The organism is Pseudomonas sp. zbq_18 (genome assembly GCF_043102245.1).
Taxonomy (GTDB): Bacteria; Pseudomonadota; Gammaproteobacteria; order Pseudomonadales; family Pseudomonadaceae; genus Aquipseudomonas.
The window spans coordinates 166,489-186,493 of record NZ_JBICIT010000019.1; the positions used below are offsets into that span (position 1 = coordinate 166,489).

General features: G+C 63.1%; 18 protein-coding genes. 6 read left to right on the top strand and 12 right to left on the bottom strand.

What is annotated here, in order from left to right:
• Positions 1–607: 607 nt before the first annotated feature.
• The 4 genes from ACF8C6_RS16075 to ACF8C6_RS16090 all read right to left on the bottom strand — a co-directional run bounded on the left by ACF8C6_RS16075 (position 608) and on the right by ACF8C6_RS16090 (position 4,223).
• Positions 608–2,272 (bottom strand): AMP-binding protein, encoded by a 1,665-nt coding sequence (locus ACF8C6_RS16075; protein ID WP_392500200.1) that lies wholly within the window; start codon positions 2,270–2,272, stop codon positions 608–610.
• A gap of 117 nt (positions 2,273–2,389) precedes the next feature.
• Positions 2,390–2,842, bottom strand: coding sequence for a phosphohistidine phosphatase SixA (sixA, locus tag ACF8C6_RS16080; protein ID WP_392500201.1), 453 nt, complete (start codon positions 2,840–2,842; stop codon positions 2,390–2,392).
• Positions 2,839–3,186 carry a DUF4389 domain-containing protein gene (locus ACF8C6_RS16085; RefSeq protein WP_392500202.1) on the bottom strand — a complete coding sequence of 116 codons (348 nt, stop codon included), beginning with the start codon at positions 3,184–3,186 and terminating at the stop codon, positions 2,839–2,841. The genes sixA and ACF8C6_RS16085 overlap by 4 nt, the downstream gene beginning before the upstream one ends.
• Before the next feature lie 14 nt (positions 3,187–3,200).
• The gene (locus ACF8C6_RS16090) at positions 3,201–4,223 is read right to left on the bottom strand and encodes an NAD(P)H-dependent glycerol-3-phosphate dehydrogenase (protein WP_392500203.1); all 1,023 of its coding nucleotides are present in this window, start codon (positions 4,221–4,223) and stop codon (positions 3,201–3,203) included.
• A gap of 223 nt (positions 4,224–4,446) precedes the next feature.
• On the opposite strand from ACF8C6_RS16090, the gene ACF8C6_RS16095 reads away from it, so the two are divergent.
• The 3 genes from ACF8C6_RS16095 (at position 4,447) to fabB (ending at position 8,272) form a co-directional block, all read left to right on the top strand.
• Entirely contained in the window at positions 4,447–6,381 is a 1,935-nt protein-coding gene (locus ACF8C6_RS16095; protein ID WP_392500204.1) for an ATP-binding protein, read from the top strand.
• Between the two features lie 146 nt (positions 6,382–6,527).
• Positions 6,528–7,043, top strand: coding sequence for a 3-hydroxyacyl-[acyl-carrier-protein] dehydratase FabA (fabA, locus tag ACF8C6_RS16100; protein ID WP_277690399.1), 516 nt, complete (start codon positions 6,528–6,530; stop codon positions 7,041–7,043).
• Positions 7,044–7,054: 11 nt separating this feature from the next.
• Positions 7,055–8,272 carry a beta-ketoacyl-ACP synthase I gene (gene fabB / locus ACF8C6_RS16105; protein ID WP_392500205.1) on the top strand — a complete coding sequence of 406 codons (1,218 nt, stop codon included), beginning with the start codon at positions 7,055–7,057 and terminating at the stop codon, positions 8,270–8,272.
• A gap of 209 nt (positions 8,273–8,481) precedes the next feature.
• On the opposite strand, the gene ACF8C6_RS16110 is transcribed toward fabB, so the two are convergent.
• Together ACF8C6_RS16110 and ACF8C6_RS16115 are read right to left on the bottom strand one after the other, a co-directional pair.
• Positions 8,482–8,943 carry a DUF3859 domain-containing protein gene (locus ACF8C6_RS16110; protein ID WP_392500206.1) on the bottom strand — a complete coding sequence of 154 codons (462 nt, stop codon included), beginning with the start codon at positions 8,941–8,943 and terminating at the stop codon, positions 8,482–8,484.
• A gap of 62 nt (positions 8,944–9,005) precedes the next feature.
• A complete protein-coding gene (locus ACF8C6_RS16115) occupies positions 9,006–10,028 on the bottom strand; it encodes an amidohydrolase family protein (RefSeq protein ID WP_392500207.1) in 1,023 nt (340 codons plus the stop codon).
• 87 nt (positions 10,029–10,115) lie between these two features.
• On the opposite strand from ACF8C6_RS16115, the gene ACF8C6_RS16120 reads away from it, so the two are divergent.
• The 3 genes from ACF8C6_RS16120 to ACF8C6_RS16130 all read left to right on the top strand — a co-directional run bounded on the left by ACF8C6_RS16120 (position 10,116) and on the right by ACF8C6_RS16130 (position 12,347).
• Entirely contained in the window at positions 10,116–11,006 is an 891-nt protein-coding gene (locus ACF8C6_RS16120) for a substrate-binding periplasmic protein (protein WP_392500208.1), read from the top strand.
• An 85-nt stretch (positions 11,007–11,091) separates the two neighbouring features.
• Complete coding sequence (locus ACF8C6_RS16125) at positions 11,092–11,490, top strand: OsmC family protein (RefSeq protein ID WP_392500209.1); 399 nt, start codon at positions 11,092–11,094, stop codon at positions 11,488–11,490.
• Positions 11,487–12,347, top strand: coding sequence for a pirin family protein (locus ACF8C6_RS16130; RefSeq protein WP_392500210.1), 861 nt, complete (start codon positions 11,487–11,489; stop codon positions 12,345–12,347). Before ACF8C6_RS16125 ends, ACF8C6_RS16130 begins: the two co-directional genes overlap by 4 nt.
• Here the strand turns inward: ACF8C6_RS16130 and cysG are convergent.
• The 6 genes from cysG to ftsK form a co-directional block, all read right to left on the bottom strand.
• On the bottom strand, positions 12,344–13,729 hold the full coding sequence (cysG, locus tag ACF8C6_RS16135) for a siroheme synthase CysG (protein ID WP_392500211.1): 1,386 nt from the start codon (positions 13,727–13,729) through the stop codon (positions 12,344–12,346). The genes ACF8C6_RS16130 and cysG overlap by 4 nt on opposite strands.
• A gap of 70 nt (positions 13,730–13,799) precedes the next feature.
• A complete protein-coding gene (gene serS, locus ACF8C6_RS16140) occupies positions 13,800–15,080 on the bottom strand; it encodes a serine--tRNA ligase (RefSeq protein WP_392500212.1) in 1,281 nt (426 codons plus the stop codon).
• An 89-nt stretch (positions 15,081–15,169) separates the two neighbouring features.
• Positions 15,170–15,544 (bottom strand): fluoride efflux transporter CrcB, encoded by a 375-nt coding sequence (gene crcB, locus ACF8C6_RS16145; protein ID WP_277690390.1) that lies wholly within the window; start codon positions 15,542–15,544, stop codon positions 15,170–15,172.
• Positions 15,541–16,863, bottom strand: coding sequence for a replication-associated recombination protein A (locus tag ACF8C6_RS16150; RefSeq protein WP_392500213.1), 1,323 nt, complete (start codon positions 16,861–16,863; stop codon positions 15,541–15,543). The genes crcB and ACF8C6_RS16150 overlap by 4 nt, the downstream gene beginning before the upstream one ends.
• Positions 16,864–16,872: 9 nt before the next feature.
• Positions 16,873–17,499: an outer membrane lipoprotein chaperone LolA gene (gene lolA, locus ACF8C6_RS16155; RefSeq protein WP_392500214.1), complete on the bottom strand. Its 627-nt coding sequence runs from the start codon at positions 17,497–17,499 to the stop codon at positions 16,873–16,875.
• A 15-nt stretch (positions 17,500–17,514) separates the two neighbouring features.
• On the bottom strand, positions 17,515–19,920 hold the full coding sequence (gene ftsK, locus ACF8C6_RS16160; RefSeq protein WP_392500215.1) for a DNA translocase FtsK: 2,406 nt from the start codon (positions 19,918–19,920) through the stop codon (positions 17,515–17,517).
• Between the last annotated feature and the right edge of the window lie 85 nt (positions 19,921–20,005).

A 20,005-nucleotide genomic window follows, 5' to 3' on the forward strand; every position in this document is an offset into this window, starting at 1 on the left:
TTACTTTTGCCAATCGCGTCATGCCCGACCGGGACAAAAGTAAGCAAAACCGCTTGCCCCTGCATCCGGCCCTGCGCTTCGCTCCGGGTTCGCTCGCTCCATCGCTGCTCCAGGGGCACGTCGCGAAGGGCCCTCCGTGGCCCATCGCGCCTCTCGCGGCATCCATGCCGCTCTAACCCTTACGCAACGATTCCACTCGGCCTCCTGAAGGGGCCTTGGGTGCTGCCTGATGGCTCGCATCGGAAAACCAAGAGAGAAAGAAAACCGCTCAAGCAACTCGGAACCCAAGTCCCCGTCAGGAGGCCGAGTGGAGGTGTTGCGCAGGGGGACGCGAGGCAGGACGCCGAGCGAGGAACGAAGGGACAGGGACGTCCCTTCGTGACGGCCCCCGGAGCGACACCGGAAGGAGGGAACCCCGCCGCAGGCGGGGCCGGATGCCGGGGTGGCCTTCTCTTTGGTTACTTTCTCTTGGCCAGACAAGAGAAAGTGACTCGCCCGGGAGGGGCGAAACCGGAGCCTTCAGCTCGCTCTGAAAACGGCTGGACACCGAATCAGGCAAACACAATCTTGCCAGTCCAGTATCAGAGCGCCCCCATTCCAAAGATGCTCAACTGACCTGCTGATGCCAAACCACCCCCTCGCGCCGCTCGCCCCAAGCCCCGAAGTGCGGACCATAGACACTCTCCACCGACGCCCGCTTGATCTTCAGCGTCGGTGTCAGAAAGCCGTTCTCCACCGCCCATACTTCGGGCACCAGCACCAGACCATTGAGCTGCTCATGCTTGTCCAGCACCTGATTGGTTTCCTCCAGCAGACGCTTGAGGCTGCCCTCAAGCTCCTCGCGCGGCTCCTTGCGCCCGGCCTCGGACAGCACGCACAGAGCGAGCGGCTGGGGCAGGCCGTCGCCAACCACGCAGACCTGTTCGATATGGCTGTGCACGGCCAGGCGGTTCTCGATGGGCGCCGGGGCGACGTACTTGCCCTTGCTGGTCTTGAAGATTTCCTTGATCCGCCCGGTCAGGCGCAGGTTGCCCTCGGCGTCCTGCTCGCCCTTGTCGCCGGTACGCAGGAAGCCGTCCTCGGTCATCGCTTCGGCGGTCTTGCCTGGCTCCTTGTAGTAGCCCTGCATGGTCGAGCCACTGCGCACCAACACTTCACCCACGTCGCTGATACGAACCTCGACGCCCGGGTTGTTCTGGCCAATCCAGCCAGACTTGAACTTGCCAGGCCGGCACACATGCGAGTAACCACAGTTCTCGGTCATGCCGTAGACCTCCTGCAACTCCAGGCCCAGGCGTCGATACCAGGCCAGCAGCGCATCTGGCACCGGCGCGGCGCCGGAAAGGCCGAAGCGGACCGCGTCCAGCCCCAGGCCACGCAGTACCTTGCGCCCGACCAGACGGCCAACGAGCGGCAGGGATAGCAGGAAATCCAGTTTCTTGGCCGGCATTTTGGCGTATACGCCCATCTGGAACTTGGTCCAGATGCGCGGCACGCCAAAGAATACCGTCGGCCGCGCCCGGCGCAGGTCTTCGAGGAAGGTATCGAGACTCTCGGCAAAGAACACGGTAAGCCCGCTGTAGAGCGAGTTCAGCTCGACGAACATGCGTTCCGCCACGTGGCACAGCGGCAGATAGGACAGCACGCGGTCATCCTCACCCACACCGAACAGCTCCGTAGCGTGGCTGGCGGTAAAACCGAAGTTGCCGAAGCTGTGCATCACGCCCTTGGGCATCCCGGTAGTACCGGAGGTGTAGATGATAGTGGCGAGCTGCTCAGGCGCAGGCGCGGGCCGATCCTGAATTGGCGCACACGCCTGCAGGTCACTCCACTGTTTATCGAAATTGCCGGGCGCATGCAGCGGCAGGGCCACGGTCAGTACTCCCGCCGGCAGCCCTGGCGCCATTGCTGGCCAGTCGTCGAGCTTACCGATAAAGGCCACCTTCGCCTCCGCATGCTCCAGTACCTGGCGCATCGATTCGGCGGTGAGATTGGGATAAAGGGGCACGGAGACGTGGCCAGCCATCCAGATCGCCAGGTCGGTGACAATCCAGTGTGCGCAGTTTTTCGAGATGATCGCGATTTTGCTGCCGGGCTCCAGCTCCAGGCTGCGCAGCCAGGCGGCAGCTCGTCGAGCTTGGTCACCTACCTCGGCCCAGCTCAGCTGTTCGACCTGGCCCCCCGCCTGCGGTTGGATCAGGTAGGTTTTGTTGGGGTGACGCGACTCACGTTCGAAGAACAGGTCAAGCGGTAAACGAACTGCACTGGCCACGGGGCCTCCTTGTTTATTGTTTTTGTCACAGGGAGCAACCAAGCACTTGCTTGGTTGAATATTCCATGCGTCAGGAGGCGTCGCAAGTGAAGAAATGTTACAGGTAACCCAAGCGCCCTAGCTCGGGTGATACAGACCGGCCAATTGCATCAGCCCGGGAATGGTTTCGCCGTCGAGGGCCACCAGACTGGCAGTACTCAGGCCCAGCGGTTGCTGCAAATGGCCATGCAGCAGCAGCCCTGCAAGGCTGCCTAGCAAGGGGTTGTGGCTGACCAGCAAGCACTCTCCGGGGTATGCATCCAGTTGATTGGCGGCTGCGCGCGGGGAGTCATCGGGCGTGGCCCAGTCCACCGTGGTCAACGGCAGCTTCAGGCCCAGGCTCTCACGCACCAACTCGGCGGTTTGCTGGGCACGCAGATAGGGGCTGACCAGAATATGCGCCAGCTCGCAGCCACGCAGACGCTCGGCAGCCTTGCGTACCTCTCTGCGGCCGCGCTCGGTCAGCGGCCGCTCAGCATCGCTGCGCGCTCGCGGCTCAGCTTCGCCGTGGCGCAGCAGCCAGAGCGTCACAACTTGGGCTCTTCGTCACGCACTGGGTGCGGCGCTGGCGGGATGCTGTGCGGCTCGTTGTCCTCGGGCGCGCGCGGTGCCGGCCAATCGGCGAACGGCCAAGGCTTCTCTTCGCTGTTGAAGGTGCCGAAGCGGCCGATTTGCTGCAGGTACTGGCTGAGGCTGTCGCCAAAGCCCTGCAGGCTGCCGCTGGGCGCACCGTAGAACACGCGATAACCAAGCTGCACGATCACCACTACGGCCAGGACGATTTCCGCCAGCTGCCAGACGATGGCGAAGATCACCATCCACAGAACGCGCAAACCGATGGATTCGCGCTCCAGCACCTTGTTCTCTTCAGTCATGCCACTTTCCTCTTTCAGAATCCGCTGGGAGAAATGAAGTCTACGTCGGTCTTCGGGTCGCCACTCATCAGCACCTCGATCACCTGAGCCAGGGTGCGTCCCTCGAACAGGATGGCATGCAGACCTGCCACCAGCGGCATGTAGACCTGCAACTCTTCGGCCTTGGTTTTCAACACCTTGAGTGTATTGACTCCCTCGGCAACCTCGCCGAGGCGCTCCACCGCCTCCTCCAGCGAAAGCCCCTCGCCCAGAGCGTGGCCGACCTGGAAATTGCGGCTCTTCGGCGAGGAGCACGTGACGATCAAATCCCCCACCCCAGCCAAGCCAAGGAACGTCATGGGGTTGGCGCCCAGGGTGACGGCGAAACGGGTCATCTCGGCCAGGGCCCGAGTAATCAGCATGCTCTTGGTGTTCTCACCCATGCCCAGCGCGGCGGCCATTCCGGCGATGATCGCATAGACATTCTTCAGGGCACCGCCCAGCTCGACACCAAAGCTGTCGTTGCTGGCATACACGCGGAAAGTGCCGCCATGTAGGGCCTGCTGCACTCGCTGACAGAGTTCCTCATCTTCGCTGGCGATCACCGTGGCCGTCAGCGCATGCTCGGCAATTTCGCGCGCCAGATTCGGCCCGGACAGCACACCGATACGGGCCAGCGGCGCGACATCGGCAATGATCTGGCTCATTAACTTGAAGCTCTTGGGTTCGATGCCCTTGGTCAGGCTCACCAACAGCTTACCCGCCAGGGCGTCAGCCACCGGCTGTAGGGCCTGACGCAGGCCCGAGGAGGGAATGGCGACGAAGACCAGTTCACAGGCCGCCAGCGTCGACTCCAGGTCAGCGACAGGCTCAACGCCATCGTGAAGCCTGATGCCTTTGAGGTAACGCGGATTTTCCCGCAGGGTGCGCATCGCCGCAGCCTGCTCGGGATCACGCATCCACTGCAGGACGCGCTGGCCATTCTCGGCCAGAAGGTTTGCAATAGCGGTGCCGAAGCTGCCACCGCCCAGCACTGCAACGGGTTGTTGCTCGGTCATAGGACTTCCATAACGGGCCATCACTGGCGAATGCCGGCATTATCACGAAGCCTTGGCCGAGCGGCCAGCCCGAATTCACCGCAGCGGCCAAAGGTGTATCGCGACACAGAAGCCAGGGATGCGCACTGGCAAACACAGACGCCTCGGTTAACATGCAACGCTTAAACAGAACCTCTCGCCTGCACCAGAAAAGCCCATGCCGGCTCAAGGAGAACGAGCGTCAATGACTTTCGGGCGCAACTGGGATATCCACACCCGCACCCAACTGATCAGCGTCGGCCCTGCCCTGCTGTTGACTCTATTGCTCACAGGCTTCTTCACCTACTCGCGACTGCAGGATTTGCGCCAAGAGCTGAATCACACCGGCCAACTGATCGCCGACCAACTGGCCCCCGCTGCAGAACACGGCGTACTTACCGACAATCCACAGGCGATCGAAGGCCTGCTGCGTGCCACCCTGAAAAACCCACATGTGCGCTTCCTGGAAGTGCGCGACCGCAACGAGAATATCCTTGTCTACGTCGAACAGAGCGGGAGTGCACCTACCGCGCATGTGGAAATCTTCCATGCCCCCATTCGGCTACAACGCCCGTTACAGGATGATGACCTCAGCGAACCAGCCAGCACGGTGCTGAAGACCGACGGCGAGTATCTGGGGCGAGTCGTCGTGGGCATGTCCGACGAGGCTTTCACTAGCCGCCAGCAGGCCATTTTGCTGAAAGCCACCATCCTGGCCCTCGGCGCCCTGCTGCTGACCTTCCTGCTCGCCCGCCAGCTTGCTCGAAGACTGGCACAACCCCTAAGCACCATGGGCAAGGCCCTGCAAGGCATCAAAGCCGGGCGCTATGACACTCACCTGGCAGAAAACGACAGCGGTGAGCTTGGCGATCTGGCGCGCCACATCAACAGCCTGGCCGCCGCACTCCAGCACGCCAGCCGCGAGCAACAGGAGGCCATGCAGCAACTGATCCAGACCCGCGAACAGGCCGAACAGGCCAGCCGGGCCAAATCCGACTTCCTGGCGATGATGAGCCATGAACTGCGCACACCGATGAATGGCGTGCTGGGCATGCTGCAGCTGCTGGAAACCACCGAGATGAGCCAGGAGCAGGCCGAATACGCCGCGCTGGCCACCGAGTCCACCGAGCACCTGCTTAAGGTGATCAACGATATTCTCGACTTCTCCCGCATCGAACGCGGCGCCCTGGAGCTGGAGCTAATCCCCTTCAATCTGCAGGATCTGCTGCAAGGGTCCATCCAGGTGTTCCAGCACAGCGCCCAACAACGCGGCCTGCGCCTGCGCCTGGACGCCCAGGAAGGCCTGGAGCGTCTGGAGGTGCAAGGCGACCCGACCCGTATCCGGCAGATTCTGGTCAACCTGCTGGGTAACGCCCTGAAATTTACAGAGGAAGGCGGTATCCGCATCGAGGTGCGCTGGCAGCCGCTGGACAACGAGGTGCTCTGGCTAACCTGCGCCGTCCACGACAGTGGCATTGGTATCGCACCGCAGCGTCTGGAGCGCATGTTCGATGCCTTCCAGCAGGCTGATACCTCGATTTCCCGTCGCTATGGCGGCACCGGTCTCGGTCTGTCCATCGCTCGCACTCTGGCAGAACGCATGGGCGGTACCCTGCATGCCGATAGCGAGGAAGGCATAGGCTCGGTATTTACCCTGGAAATTCCTCTGCCCTTCAGCGCCCAGCGGCCTGATGAAATGTTGCATGAAATGTCGGACGGCCCCTCAGGGGCAGGCCAGGAGGTACTGTTAGTCGAAGACAACCCGGTGAATCAGACCGTGATAGAAGCCATGCTGCGCAGCCTCGGCTATCGCGTCGTACTGGTCAGCGATGGCGCCCAGGCCGTGCAGCAGTTCGATGCCCGGCGCTTCGCTGCAGTACTGATGGACTGCCGCCTGCCACTGCTCGACGGCTATGAGGCGACTCGGCAGATTCGGCATAACTCGCCGCATTGCGGCACGCCAATCATCGCCCTGACCGCCAATGCCCTGCAGGGCGATCGTGAGGCCTGCTTGCAGGCCGGCATGAACGATTACCTGGCCAAGCCTTTCAAACGTGCAGACCTCGAACGCATGTTGCTGCGCTGGCTGGGCAAACACAGCTCCAATCGTGTGGGGGTGCTAGAGTCGGGCGAAGGGTGAACTGACGCATGACTTCGGGTTTACAAGTGTTCACAAAACCCTGTGACTTTCACCAAGGCGCAACAGTCTACGACTAGTCTGCCGCAGCACAAGAACATACGCGGTACAGCTTAAGCCCCCGGAAAGGGGATCATTGAGGAGTTCGCATGACCCAGCAAAACGCCTATTCCCGGGAAGAATTGCTCGCCTGCAGCCGCGGCGAACTGTTTGGCCCTGGTAATGCGCAATTGCCCGCCCCCAACATGCTGATGATGGATCGCATCGTCCATATCAGTGACACCGGCGGTAAATACGGCAAGGGCGAAATCGTCGCCGAACTCGATATCACCCCGGATCTTTGGTTCTTTGGCTGTCACTTCGAAGGCGACCCCGTAATGCCGGGCTGTCTGGGTCTCGATGCCATGTGGCAGCTGGTCGGTTTCTACCTCGGCTGGCAGGGCAACCCTGGCCGCGGCCGTGCACTGGGCTCCGGAGAGGTTAAATTCTTCGGCCAGGTGCTGCCGACCGCCAAGAAAGTCACCTACAACATCCACATCAAGCGCACCATCAACCGCTCCCTGATCCTCGGCATCGCCGACGGCAGCGTGGCCGTCGATGGCCGCGAGATCTACAGTGCCGAAGGCCTGCGCGTGGGTCTGTTCACCTCTACCGACAGTTTCTGAAGGACATCCGTATGCGTCGCGTCGTGATCACCGGTCTGGGTATCGTTTCCTGCCTGGGCAATGACAAAGACACCGTTTCCGCCAACCTGCGTGCCAGCAAAGCGGGCATTCGCGCCAACCCCAGCTATGCCGAGATGGGCCTGCGCAGCCAGGTCAGCGGCACCGTCGACCTGAACCTCGAAGAGCTGATCGACCGCAAGACTCTGCGCTTCATGGGGGATGCGGCGGCGTATGCCTACCTGTCCATGGAGCAAGCGATCGCCGACGCCGGCCTGACGCCCGAACAAGTCTCCAACCCACGCACCGGCCTGATCGCCGGTTCCGGCGGTGCCTCCACCCTGAACATCATGGAAGCCGTCGACACCCTGCGTGAGAAAGGGGTCAAGCGCATCGGCCCATACCGCGTGACCCGGACCATGGGCAGCACCGTGTCGGCCTGCCTGGCCACGCCGTTCCAGATCAAGGGCGTGAACTACTCGATCTCGTCCGCCTGCGCCACCAGCGCGCACTGCATCGGCCACGCCATGGAGCAGATCCAACTGGGCAAGCAGGACATCGTCTTCGCCGGCGGCGGCGAGGAAGAGCACTGGAGCCAGAGCTGCCTGTTCGACGCCATGGGCGCCCTCTCCACCCAGTACAACGAAACCCCGGAAAAAGCCTCTCGTGCTTACGATGCCCAGCGTGACGGCTTCGTCATCGCTGGCGGCGGCGGCATGGTGGTGGTCGAAGAACTGGAGCACGCCCTCAAGCGCGGCGCCAAGATCTACGCAGAAATCGTCGGCTACGGCGCTACTTCCGATGGCTACGACATGGTTGCCCCGAGCGGTGAAGGCGCCATCCGCTGCATGCAGCAGGCGCTGGCCACCGTCAACGCACCCATTGACTACCTGAACACCCACGGCACCTCGACCCCGGTTGGCGACGTCGCGGAGATCAAAGGTGTTCGCGCGGTATTCGGCGACAAGGCCCCGGCCATCAGCTCCACCAAGAGTCTGTCCGGTCACTCCCTGGGTGCCGCCGGCGTGCAGGAAGCGATCTACTGCATGCTGATGATGGAAGGCAACTTCATCGCCGGCTCGGCCAACATCGACGAGCTGGACCCGGAAGTAGCCGATCTGCCGATCCTGCGCCAGACCCGCGAGAACGCCGAGATCAACACCGTGATGAGCAACAGCTTCGGCTTCGGCGGCACTAATGCCACCCTGGTGTTACAGCGCTATAAGGGCTGATTCTGCGGGGAATGAAAACGGCGCCTACGGGCGCCGTTTTCGTTTTGCCAATGCTCTGCTTTGCAAGCGAGCACGACTCAAGCCTACTACGCCGAGCACCGAAGTGACTGTCCGCTTGACCTTGTGACAGGGCCAAACGCACCGGTTTGGATGCTTCGAGCGTGAGTCTTGGCGAACCGTAAAAACCGCCAAGCAGGCGGCTATGGCACTCAGCGCACATTGAAGCGCTGATCCACCAGCTTGCGGTCACCCTGAAAGACCATGAACTGCCACTCGCCCGGCACCACTTCATAGTGCTCGGTGAACTCGAAAGCCATCACGTCCAGCGGCGCGCCCGGTACCAGTTTCTGCTGCAGCTCGATCTTGTCCTGGCGCTTACCGTCGGGGCCGATCAGGCCTGGGGTGAAATACAGCAGGGTCAGCGGGGTATCGGTTTCCTGCTTGCCGACCAGCTGGTAGCGCACGCCGAACTTGGTGCCCAGGCGGGCCGGCACCTCGGTAGTCTGCTCGATCGGCTGGTTGGCGCGCGCCAGGATGCGCTCGCCCGGCTGTGGGTCCTTGATCTGAGCGGTAAAGACCCCGTACTCCACGGGCCCTTGCACCTGTACATCGGCCATGGCCAATCCCGACGCCAGGGTCAGTACCGCCATAAACAGATTCGAAAATTTCATCTCGCGCTCCTTGTTTGGGATGGCGCGAAGGCTATGACGCCGCGGTTACAGGCTGATGACAATCAGTCGCGCAACTCGGCCTGACGCTTGCGCGGCAGCACGGCGAGGAAATTGTCGCGAGCCACCTGCCGCGCCACCTCTTCCGGCAGCGCATCGAGGAACGGCCGAAAATCGTCGAGATACTGGCCGAGCCCGTCGAAACGCCCTACCACGTCGGAGCCGATCATGAAACGTGCCGGATAGCTGCGCACCAGCTGCAGCCAGCCTTCGTCGGGGCGGCCTTCGGCATCCAGCAGGTAGGGCCGCAACACGGTCCAGGACAAATCGATATACAGGTTCGGATACTCGTCGAGCATGCGCGTGAGGGTCGGCAGAAGAAAGTCCAGCTTCTGCTGGTGGCGATGGATTTCCATGCTGGTGCCGGCATGAGCCCAGATGAAGCGCACATGCGGGTGATTGCGCAGCGGCTCCTCGATCTCTTCCAGGTACAGCGGATTGCGCTCGCGCTTGGAAGTGATGTTGCTGTGCAGCATCACCGGCAGGTCATATTCGGCCGCCAGGTGGTAGATGCGTGCCATCGCTTCGTTGTTGGCCCGCGGCGTATCGCCGTAGATCAGCGCCGTGAGGTCGTCATGCCGGGTGAACACCTCGCCGATGCCCTGCCAGAGCCCCGGGTCCAGCTCCAGCATGCGCCGTACATGGGCATCGGCGTTCTTGTCCGTAGGGTTGAAGCCGGTGAGGAATGGATGGAACCGCTCGCGCTGCTCGGCCGGCAGTCGCTTGAGCGCAGCAGCAATCTGCACATCCGTGGCGCTGTACCAGTACGCACCCGCATCGTCGCCGGCATAGTAGCGCGGGCGCTTGGGCTCATCCTCGTGCCATTTCTTGGCCACCGAAATGCCGCTGATCATGACGTGATCGATATTGCCGGCCGCCATGGCCTCCAGCAACGGCGTCATGCCTTCGGACTCCTGAAAGAAGTCCACGTAGTGCAGATGGGCATCGCTGAAACGGTACTCGCGGGCCTCGGCCAGAGGGGCAAGCAGGCCGACCAAAGCAGCGAACAGTAGGTGACGGATAGGCAACGGCGTCTCTCCCTGGCGTGTTGAGCAAGAGTAGACCGCCAAAGCCTCATTACCGTTCACTGGCCATGTGCCCGCACAGAGGCCATCATGAGCGTCATCGTCCGGCGAACCCTGCACATGCCTACCTGCCGCCTAGCCCTGTTGCTCGCCCTGCTCTACATAACCCCCAGTGCAGCCGAGTCACTGACCTATCCACTGCATTCCGACGGAGTCGACCCCGAGGCTTATGTGGTGGAGCTGCTGCAAATGGCTCTGGACAAGAGCGGTACCGAGCATCTTCTGCAGCCCTCGCCCCAAAGCATGACCCAGAGCCGTGCAGAACAATCGCTGGAGCACAACGACGGCCGGGTACAGGTAATGTGGGCCATGACCAGCAAGGCGCGCGAGGATATCCTGCTGCCCATCCGCATTCCGATTTATCGCGGCCTGATTGGCTGGCGCATCCCTTTGGTACGCGCCGAGGATCGTCGCTGGCTCAGCCGCACCCGCAGCCTGGCCGATCTCAAACCACTGCGCATCGGTCAGCGCGCCGACTGGCCCGATACGCGCATCCTGCGCAGCAACGGCCTGCAGGTGCTCACCAGCCAGAGCTACGACAGCCTGTTTCGCATGCTCGACGCGGGGCGCTTCGACCTCTTCCCCCGCGAGGTGGTAGTCGTCTGGGACGAGCAGGCGCGAGCCGAAAGTGCCGGACTCAAGCTGGCGGTCGACGAACATATCGTCCTTCACTACCCCACCGCCTTCTACTTCTTCACCTCTCGCGCCCGAGCCGACTTGGCCGAGACCATCGAGCGCGGCCTGGAAAGCATGCTCGCCGATGGCAGCTTCGAGCGGCTGTTCCAGCAGCACCATGGCGCCACGCTGGAGCGCGCCCGACTGGCGAAACGCCGGGTAATCGAACTGGACAATCCGGACCTGCCGGAACAAACCCCTTTCAACCGCACTGAACTCTGGTACCAGCCTGCAGGCGCGCCTTAGCCGCCGCCAACAGCGTCTGGCGGCGATGGTAGAGCGATGCATGGGCTAGGATTGAGCAATCGCCTAGCATCTTTTGGGAGCCAGCATGATCCGCATCAGCACCGAGTCAGGCCTGCGTCACAGCATCACAATCGGCGAGCATCAGCTACTCACCGATGTCCCCGAATCCTTTGGCGGCACTGATTCCGGCCCCGAGCCCCACGACCTCTTCGATGCCGCCCTGGGAGCCTGCAAGGCGCTGACTTTGATGCTCTATGCCAAGCAGAAGGGTCTGCCGCTGGACAGTCTCGACGTGCGCGTCGCTCGCGACGACAGCCAGGAGCGCCAGGGCCTGTACCGACTCCACGTCGAACTGGACCTGCATGGTGCCCTGGACGACAGCCAGCGCCAGCAGTTGCTGCGCATCGCCGACAAATGCCCGATCCACAAACTGATGACCAGCACCGAGGTCCAGGTGGAGACCCGCCTGAGCAACGACACATGAGCAAGCTGCTGCTGATCCAGCCCAAAGCCGAGGATATTTCCGGCCAGCCCATCCTGCGTCCGCTGCCCAACGCCAAGTGCCGCAGCATCGGTCCCTTCGTATTCTTCGACCATATCCTGGGCAAGGCCTATGCCCCTGGCAGCGGCCTGAACATCAACCAGCACCCGCATATCGGCCTGTCTACCCTCACCTATCTGTTCGAGGGCGAGCTGCAGCACAAGGACAGCCTCGGCTCCGACCAGGTGGTGAAGCCCGGCGACGTCAGCTGGATGACCGCCGGGCGTGCCGTCGCTCACGTCGAGCGCACCCCGCAGCACTTATGGCGGAGCGGCTCGCGCCTGCATGGCCTGCAGGTCTGGCTGGCCCTGCCGCAGGCGCGCGAGGAAGGCGAGCCAAGCTATAGCCACCACCCGGCAGCCAGTCTGCCGCGCAGCGAATCCATGGGTGTACAGATCACCCTGATCGCCGGCTCAGGCTTCTGCCTGGAGTCACCCGTTCCCATGCACTCGCCCACCCTGTATGCCGAGCTCAAGCTGCAAGCGGGCGCCAGCCTGCTGATCCCTGCCGAGCACCGCGAGCGGGCGCTGTATCTGATCGAGGGTGAGGCCAGACTGGAGGACACCGACCTGCCGCAGCGCAGCCTAGCCGTGCTGCCGGAAGGCGAAGAACTGCTGCTCAGCGCCTGCGGCGAATGTCACCTGGCACTGATCGGCGGTGAGCCGCTGGGGCCGCGGCGCCTGTACTGGAACTTCGTCGCCACTGACGCGGCCCTGCTCGAGCGCGCCAAGCGGGACTGGGCGAACGGCGATTGGCCGAAGGTACCCGGGGAAACCGCGCGCATAGAACTGCCGCGCTAGAGTGCCTGCGCGCCTTCGAACCAGGCCAGCTTGTCGCGCAGCTGCACCACCTCACCGACGATCACCAGGGTCGGCGCATGCACTTCATGCTCGGCCACCAGCTGCGGCAGGCTGGCCAGGGTGCCAGTGAATACCCGCTGATTCTGCGTGGTGCCCTGCTGCACCAGCGCCGCAGGCGTATCGCCGCCGCGCCCGTGGGCAATCAGCTCGCTGCAGATCTGCGGCAGCCCTACCAGGCCCATGTAGAACACCAGGGTCTGCCCCGGCGCTACCAGATCGGTCCAGGGCAAATCACAGCTGCCGTCCTTGAGATGGCCGGTGACGAAGCGTACCGACTGTGCATGGTCGCGGTGGGTCAAGGGGATGCCCGCATAGGCTGCGCAACCCGACGCCGCCGTGATCCCCGGTACCACCTGGAAGGGAATGCCTTCGGCGGCCAGCTCCTCGATTTCCTCGCCGCCACGCCCGAAGATGAACGGATCGCCGCCCTTCAGGCGCAGCACGCGCTTGCCGGCCTTGGCCAGATCCACCAGACGACGGTTGATCTGCTCCTGCGGCACGGCATGTTCGGCGCGCTGCTTGCCTACGTAGATGCGCTCGGCATCGCGCCGGCACAGTTCGATGATGGCCGGCGCCACCAGGCGGTCGTAGAGCACCACGTCGGCCTGCTGCATCAGACGCAGGGCGCGGAAGGTCAGCAGGTCGGGATCGCCCGGGCCTGCGCCAACCAGATAAACCTCACCGAGAAACTGCTCCCGGCCGCCGGCGATCTTTTCCTCCAGCAGACGCTGCGCCTCTGCCGGTTTGCCGGCAAACATGCTTTCGGCAATCTGCCCCTGGAATACCTCTTCCCAGAACACCCGACGGCGCTGCACATCGGGCAACAGAGCCTTGACCTGGGCGCGGAAGCGCTTGGCCAGCCCGGCCAGCTGACCATAGGTGGCCGGAATCCAGGTTTCGATCTTGGCGCGGATCAGCCGTGCCAGTACCGGCGCATCACCACCGCTGGTGACCGCTACGATCAGCGGCGAGCGATCGACGATGGCCGGGAAAATCACGCTGCACAGCGCCGGCGCATCCACCACATTGACCGGTACACCCCGCACCTGGGCCTCGGCCGAGATACGCGCGTTGAGCGGTTCGTCATCCGTCGCGGCGATCACCAAGACCACGTCCTGCAGATCGTCACTCTGGTAGCCGCGCAGCAGACAATTACCTGCCCCCGCCATGGCTTGCAGCTCGTCACGAATGGCCGGCGCCACCACCCGCAGGCGCGCACCGGCATCGGCCAGCAGGCGCGCCTTGCGCAGCGCCACCTCACCGCCGCCGACAACCAGCACCAGGCGGCCTTGAAGCTTATGGAACAGCGGTAGGAAATCCATGACTCACTCTCGTCGCAGGTAAAAAAACGGGGCGGCCCTCGCCACCCCGCATCGTGCCTCCGTCATCGGCTCAGCCGATCACGTCCAGCCCGCCCATGTACGGTTTCAGCACCTCTGGCACGCGGATGCTGCCGTCGGCTTGCTGGTAGTTCTCCAGCACCGCCACCAGGGTACGCCCCACTGCCAGGCCGGAGCCATTGAGGGTGTGTACCAGTTCCGGCTTGCCGGTCTCCGGGTTGCGGTAGCGCGCCTGCATGCGACGGGCCTGGAAGTCGCCGCAGTTGGAGCAGGAGGAAATTTCGCGGTACTTGTCCTGGCTCGGCACCCAGACTTCCAGGTCGTAGGTCTTCACAGCACTGAAGCCCATGTCGCCGGTGCACAGCGCCAGCTTGCGGTACGGCAGTTCGAGCAGCTGCAGCACGCGTTCGGCGTTGGCGGTCATGCCTTCCAGCGCATCGAAGGATTTGCTCGGCTCGACGATCTGCACCATCTCGACCTTGTCGAACTGGTGTTGACGAATCATGCCGCGAGTGTCGCGACCGGAAGCACCGGCCTCGCTGCGGAAGCACGGGGTATGGGCGACGAACTTCAGCGGCAGCTGCTTGGCATCGAGGATCTCGCCGGAGACGATGTTGGTCAGCGACACCTCGGCAGTCGGGATCAGGTAGAAGTCCGCCTCGCCCTCGCGGCTGATCTTGAACAGGTCTTCCTCGAACTTCGGCAGCTGACCGGTGCCCTGCAGCGCCGGGGCCTGTACCAGGTACGGGGTGTAGGCCTCTTCGTAGCCGTGCTCGCCGGTGTGCAGGTTGATCATGAACTGGGCCAGGGCACGGTGCAGACGGGCGATGGGGCCGCGCAGCAGGGCGAAACGGGCACCGGACAGTTTGGCGGCGGTCTCGAAGTCCAGCCAGCCATGCTGCTCGCCGAGGGCGACGTGATCCTTGATTTCAAAATCGAAGCTGCGCGGCGTGCCCCAGCGCGCCACTTCGACGTTGCCGTCCTCGTCCTCGCCCACCGGCACCGACTCGTGCGGCAGGTTGGGGATGTTCAGCAGCAGGTTGTCGAGTTCGGTCTGGATGCTGTCCAGCTCGCGCTTGCCCTCTTCCAGCTCGCTGCCCATCTTGTCGACTTCCGCCAGCAGCGGTGCGATGTCCTCGCCACGCGCCTTGGCCTGACCGATAGACTTGGAACGGGCATTGCGCTCGGCCTGCAGCTGTTCGGTACGGGTCTGTACCGATTTGCGCTGGCTTTCGAGCGCCTCGAAGCGCGCAACATCCAGTTGAAAACCACGAGTAGCCAGGCGGGCGGCCACTTCTTCGAGCTGGCCACGGACGAGTTTGGAATCGAGCATGTAACTCTCTCAACGAATCAAAATGAAACGACGCAGGGTCGGTTGACGATGCTGCGCAGTTTACGGACTTAGGACCGGCAAGCCGAGCCTTAATTGCGCGCCAGGCTCATGCCGAGCCAGGCCGCCAGCAGGCCACCCACCACACTGGTGAGCAGATACCCCAGTGCCATGCCCCAGCGCCCCTGCTCCAGCAGGCGCAGCACTTCCAGGCTGAAACTGGAGAAAGTGGTGAGACCACCCAGCACCCCGGTCAGGATACCGGTGCGCAGTGCCAGCGGCAGATCGGTACGGGTCAGGAACCAGGTGGCCAGAAAGCCGATGGCCAGGCAACCGATCAGGTTTACCGCCAGGGTCGCCAGATAGAAATGACGCGGGGCCTGGGCAGCCACCCAATGGGAAACCCAAAAACGCAGGCATGAGCCCAGGGCGCCTCCGGCTGCAACCGCCAGCACAACCTTGATCATGTGCGCCGTTTCCTCGGGCTCTGGCGGTCGAGCTCAGCCAGGCGCTGCAGCTTCTCGCGAATTTTCAGCTCCAGCCCACGCGGCACCGGGTCGTAGTAGCGCTGCGGCTGCAACTGTTCAGGGAAATAGTCCTCCCCGGCGGCGTATGCCTCCGGCTCGTCATGGGCATAACGATACTCGTCGCCGTAGCCAAGCTGCTTCATCAACTTGGTCGGCGCATTGCGCAGGTGCAGCGGCACCTCCAGCGAACCGTGCTCGGCTGCATCGCGCAGGGCGGCCTTGAAGCCCATGTACACCGCGTTGCTCTTCGGCGCGCAAGCCAGGTACACCACGGCCTGAGCGACCGCCAGCTCACCCTCCGGGCTGCCCAGACGCTCCTGCACATCCCAGGCATTCAGGCACAGGGTCAAGGCCCGCGGATCGGCATTGCCGATATCCTCGCTGGCCATGCGCACCACGCGCCGCGCCAGGTACAGCGGATCGCAGCCACCGTCGATCATGCGTGCATACCAGTACAGCGCCGCATCCGGATTGGAGCCGCGCACCGATTTGTGCAGCGCGGAAATCTGGTCGTAGAAGGCCTCGCCCCCCTTGTCGAAGCGGCGCCGGCTGTCGCCCAGCAGGTTGTGCAGCAACTCAGGCCCAATCTCGTCACCGTCCTCGGCCAGGTCGGCGGCGTTCTCCAGCAGGTTGAGCAGGCGCCGGCCATCGCCATCGGCGGCGGCCAGCAGGATCTGGAAGCTCTCTTCGGGCAACGACAGGTTGCGCTTGCCGAGTCCCTTGTCCTCGCCCAGTGCGCGCGCCACCAGCTTGCGCATGGCCTCCTCGTCGAGACTCTTGAGCACGTACACGCGAGCTCGCGACAGCAGCGCGTTATTCAGCTCGAACGAGGGGTTCTCGGTGGTGGCGCCGATGAAGATCAGCGTGCCGTCTTCGACATAGGGCAGAAAGGCGTCCTGCTGGCTCTTGTTGAAGCGGTGCACCTCGTCGACGAAGAGGATGGTGCGGCGGCCGTACTGGGCGGCCTGCTGCTTGGCCACCTCTACCGACTGGCGGATTTCCTTCACACCGGACAATACGGCGGAAATCGTCTCGAAATGCGCCTCGGAAACCTGGGCCAGGAGCTTGGCCAGGGTGGTCTTGCCGACCCCGGGCGGGCCCCAGAAGATCATCGAGTGCAGCGCACCCTGCTCCAGGGCCTCGCGCAGCGGCTTGCCGTGGCCCAGCACGTGCTCCTGGCCGACGTATTCCTCCAGGCTGGTGGCGCGCAAGCGCGCAGCCAGAGGCTGGGCGACAGGCGCGGCACGGAACAGGTCCACCAGAATTCCTTATTCCTGGATGACGTCGGCGCCTTCCGGCACCTGGAAGTCGAACAGACCGGCATCCAGCTTCTCGTTCATCTTCACGCCGAGAAACAGGATGTTGGTGCGCTGACCGATGCTGTCGATCAGCTGCATGTCGTTGATCACGCCCTTGCGGAAAGACAGGCGCAGGTTGTCGAACAGGCTGTCCTTGGCCTTGGGCTTGAGGATGAAGTCGACCACATCGCCGCCTTCCTTGTGGGTGATTTCGAAGTTCTCGCGAATCTTCGACACGTCACCGGAGAGCAGCAGCGCCGGGGTGTGGGTCAGGCGCTGATCCAGGGTCTGGATGGTCACCTGCATCAGGTCCGGGTCGTACAGCCAGACTTTCTGGCCGTTGGACACCAGCAGCTGCTCCTGTGGTGCATCGGTGTGCCAGCGGAACAGGCCAGGACGCTTGAGCGCCATCTGCCCGGAGGTTTCCTGCAACTGGGTGCCAGAGCCATCGAGGGTCAGCTGGGAGAAGCGCCCGCTCAGAGTCTGCGCCTGGTCGAGCAAGCCAGTCAGGCGCTTGACCGCGGCCTCGTCGTCGGCATGGGCAAATACGGGGCTGCAGGCCAGCGCGGCCAGCAGCAGCATGCGAATCAGGCGCATGGAAATCCTCTTTCGTCAGTCTCGGGAAGGCCCTGGCGCTATGACCTCGCGCGAGCCATTGGTGTTCATTGGCGTGACTACGCCCGCCATTTCCATCGCTTCAATCATGCGCGCGGCGCGGTTGTAGCCGATCTTCAGCTTGCGCTGCACGGCAGAGATGGAGGCGCGACGGCTTTCCAGCACGAAGTTGACGGCCTCGTCGTACAGCGGGTCTTCCTCGCTGCCCTCACTGCCCTCTCCGCTGCCACCACCCTCGAAGCCGCTGCCGGACTCTTCAACGCCGGCGAGGATGTCTTCGATGTAATCCGGCGCGCCACGCTGCTTCCAGGCCTCGACCACGCGGTGCACTTCGTCGTCGGAGACGAAGGCGCCGTGCACGCGAATCGGCAAGCCAGTGCCGGGCGGTAGGTAGAGCATGTCACCGTGGCCCAGCAGTTGCTCGGCGCCACCCTGGTCGAGAATGGTGCGCGAGTCGATCTTGCTGGACACCTGGAACGCCATGCGGGTCGGGATGTTGGCCTTGATCAGGCCAGTGATCACGTCCACCGAGGGGCGCTGGGTGGCGAGGATCAGGTGGATACCGGCGGCACGCGCCTTCTGGGCGATTCGAGCGATCAGCTCTTCGACCTTCTTGCCGACGATCATCATCATGTCGGCGAATTCGTCGACCACCACCACGATGGTCGGCAGAGTCTTCAGCAGCGGCGCCTCGTCTTCCATCGACTGACGCTTGTACAGCGGATCGGACAATGGTGTGCCGGCCTCCTCGGCATCCTTCACCTTGCGATTGAAGCCGGCCAGGTTACGCACGCCCATGGCCGCCATCAGCTTGTAACGGCGCTCCATCTCGGCCACCGACCAGCGCAGGGCATTGGCGGCCTCCTTCATGTCGGTCACCACCGGGCACAGCAAGTGCGGGATGCCTTCGTAGATGGACAGTTCGAGCATCTTCGGGTCGATCATGATCATCCGCGCCTCTTCCGGCGTGGACTTGAACAGGATCGACAGGATCATGGCGTTGACCCCGACCGACTTACCGGAGCCAGTGGTACCAGCTACCAGCAAGTGCGGCATTTTCGCCAGATCGGTGATGATCGGCTTGCCGCCAATATCGTGGCCGAGCGCCAGGGTGACCGGCGACTTGGCGTCGTCGTACTCGTTGGACGACAGCACCTCGGAGAAGCGCACGATCTGGCGGTCCTCGTTGGGAATCTCGATGCCGACCGTGGTCTTGCCGGGAATGACCTCGACCACCCGCACGCTGATCACTGCCAACGAACGGGCCAGGTCCTTAGCCAGGTTGGAAATCCGGCTGACCTTGACGCCTACGCCCGGCTGGATCTCGAAACGCGTGATCACCGGGCCCGGATGCACGGACTCGACCACCACCTCAACACCGAACTCCTTGAGCTTGATCTCCAGCAAGCGCGACATCGCCTCCAGGGACTCGGGGGAGAAGCTCTTCTGTTTTTTCTCGGCCACATCGAGGATGGAAATTGGCGGCAGCGTGCCTGCTACCGCAGCATCTTCGAATAACGGAACCTGCTTTTCCTTGAGTACACGTTTACTCGGCTCCACCGCCTTGGGCGGTGGCGGTGGTGCAATCGTCGGCGCCGGGCGGCTCTCGCGCTCGCTCATGTGCTTGTTCAGGGACTCTTCCCGAGCGATCAGACGTTCCTTGACCTTCGCCTGTTCGCGTCGGTCGGACACGATGGGAGCGGCAACCTCGATGACTCGCTCATCGACTTCGCGCAGCTGGGCGACCAGTTGCTTGCGCTGCACACGGGCTTCCCACCAGCGAGTGATCAGGCTCTGCACCAACTCGATCAGATCGAGGGTGATCTTGCCAGTCAGGTCCATCACCTTGAACCACGACAGGTCGGTGAACGCCGTCAGGCCGAAGAGGAACAGTGACAGGAACAGCAAGGTGCTGCCTTGAATATTCAATGCGCCGACAGCCAGAGCGCTGAGACTCTCACCCAGGGCACCGCCGGCGGATGCCGGCAGACCACTGTTGTCTTGGAAGTGAATATCGGCCAGCGCCGCGCCTGCCAGCACCAGGAACACCAGACCGATCAGGCGCCAGGAGAACATCCAGCCGTTCCACTGCCACGGCTGATGCCGGGCGCGGAATACTTGCCAGGTCCTGACGGCCAGCAGCAGCGGAAAAATGTAGGCGAAGTAGCCGAGCGCCATAAACAGGATATCGGCGAACCAGGCACCTGCGCGCCCTGCCGCATTGTGTACCTGCGCGGAGCTGCTGGTGTGACTCCAACCCGGATCGTTCTGGTTGTAGGTCAGCAGAGCCATCCACAGGATCAGGCAGAGCGCTCCCAGGGCGATCAGCGCACCCTCTTTGAGGCGGTACTGCAAGTGCTGGCGCCAGGCCGGGACCTGAGCAGTTGTGCTGGAATTCTTCAAAACGCGGTCATTCCTGCGCCCGGGGCGCGATTGGCGATAGGCGGAACACGAAAAGGCGCGACCATTGTACAAATTTACAGGTATC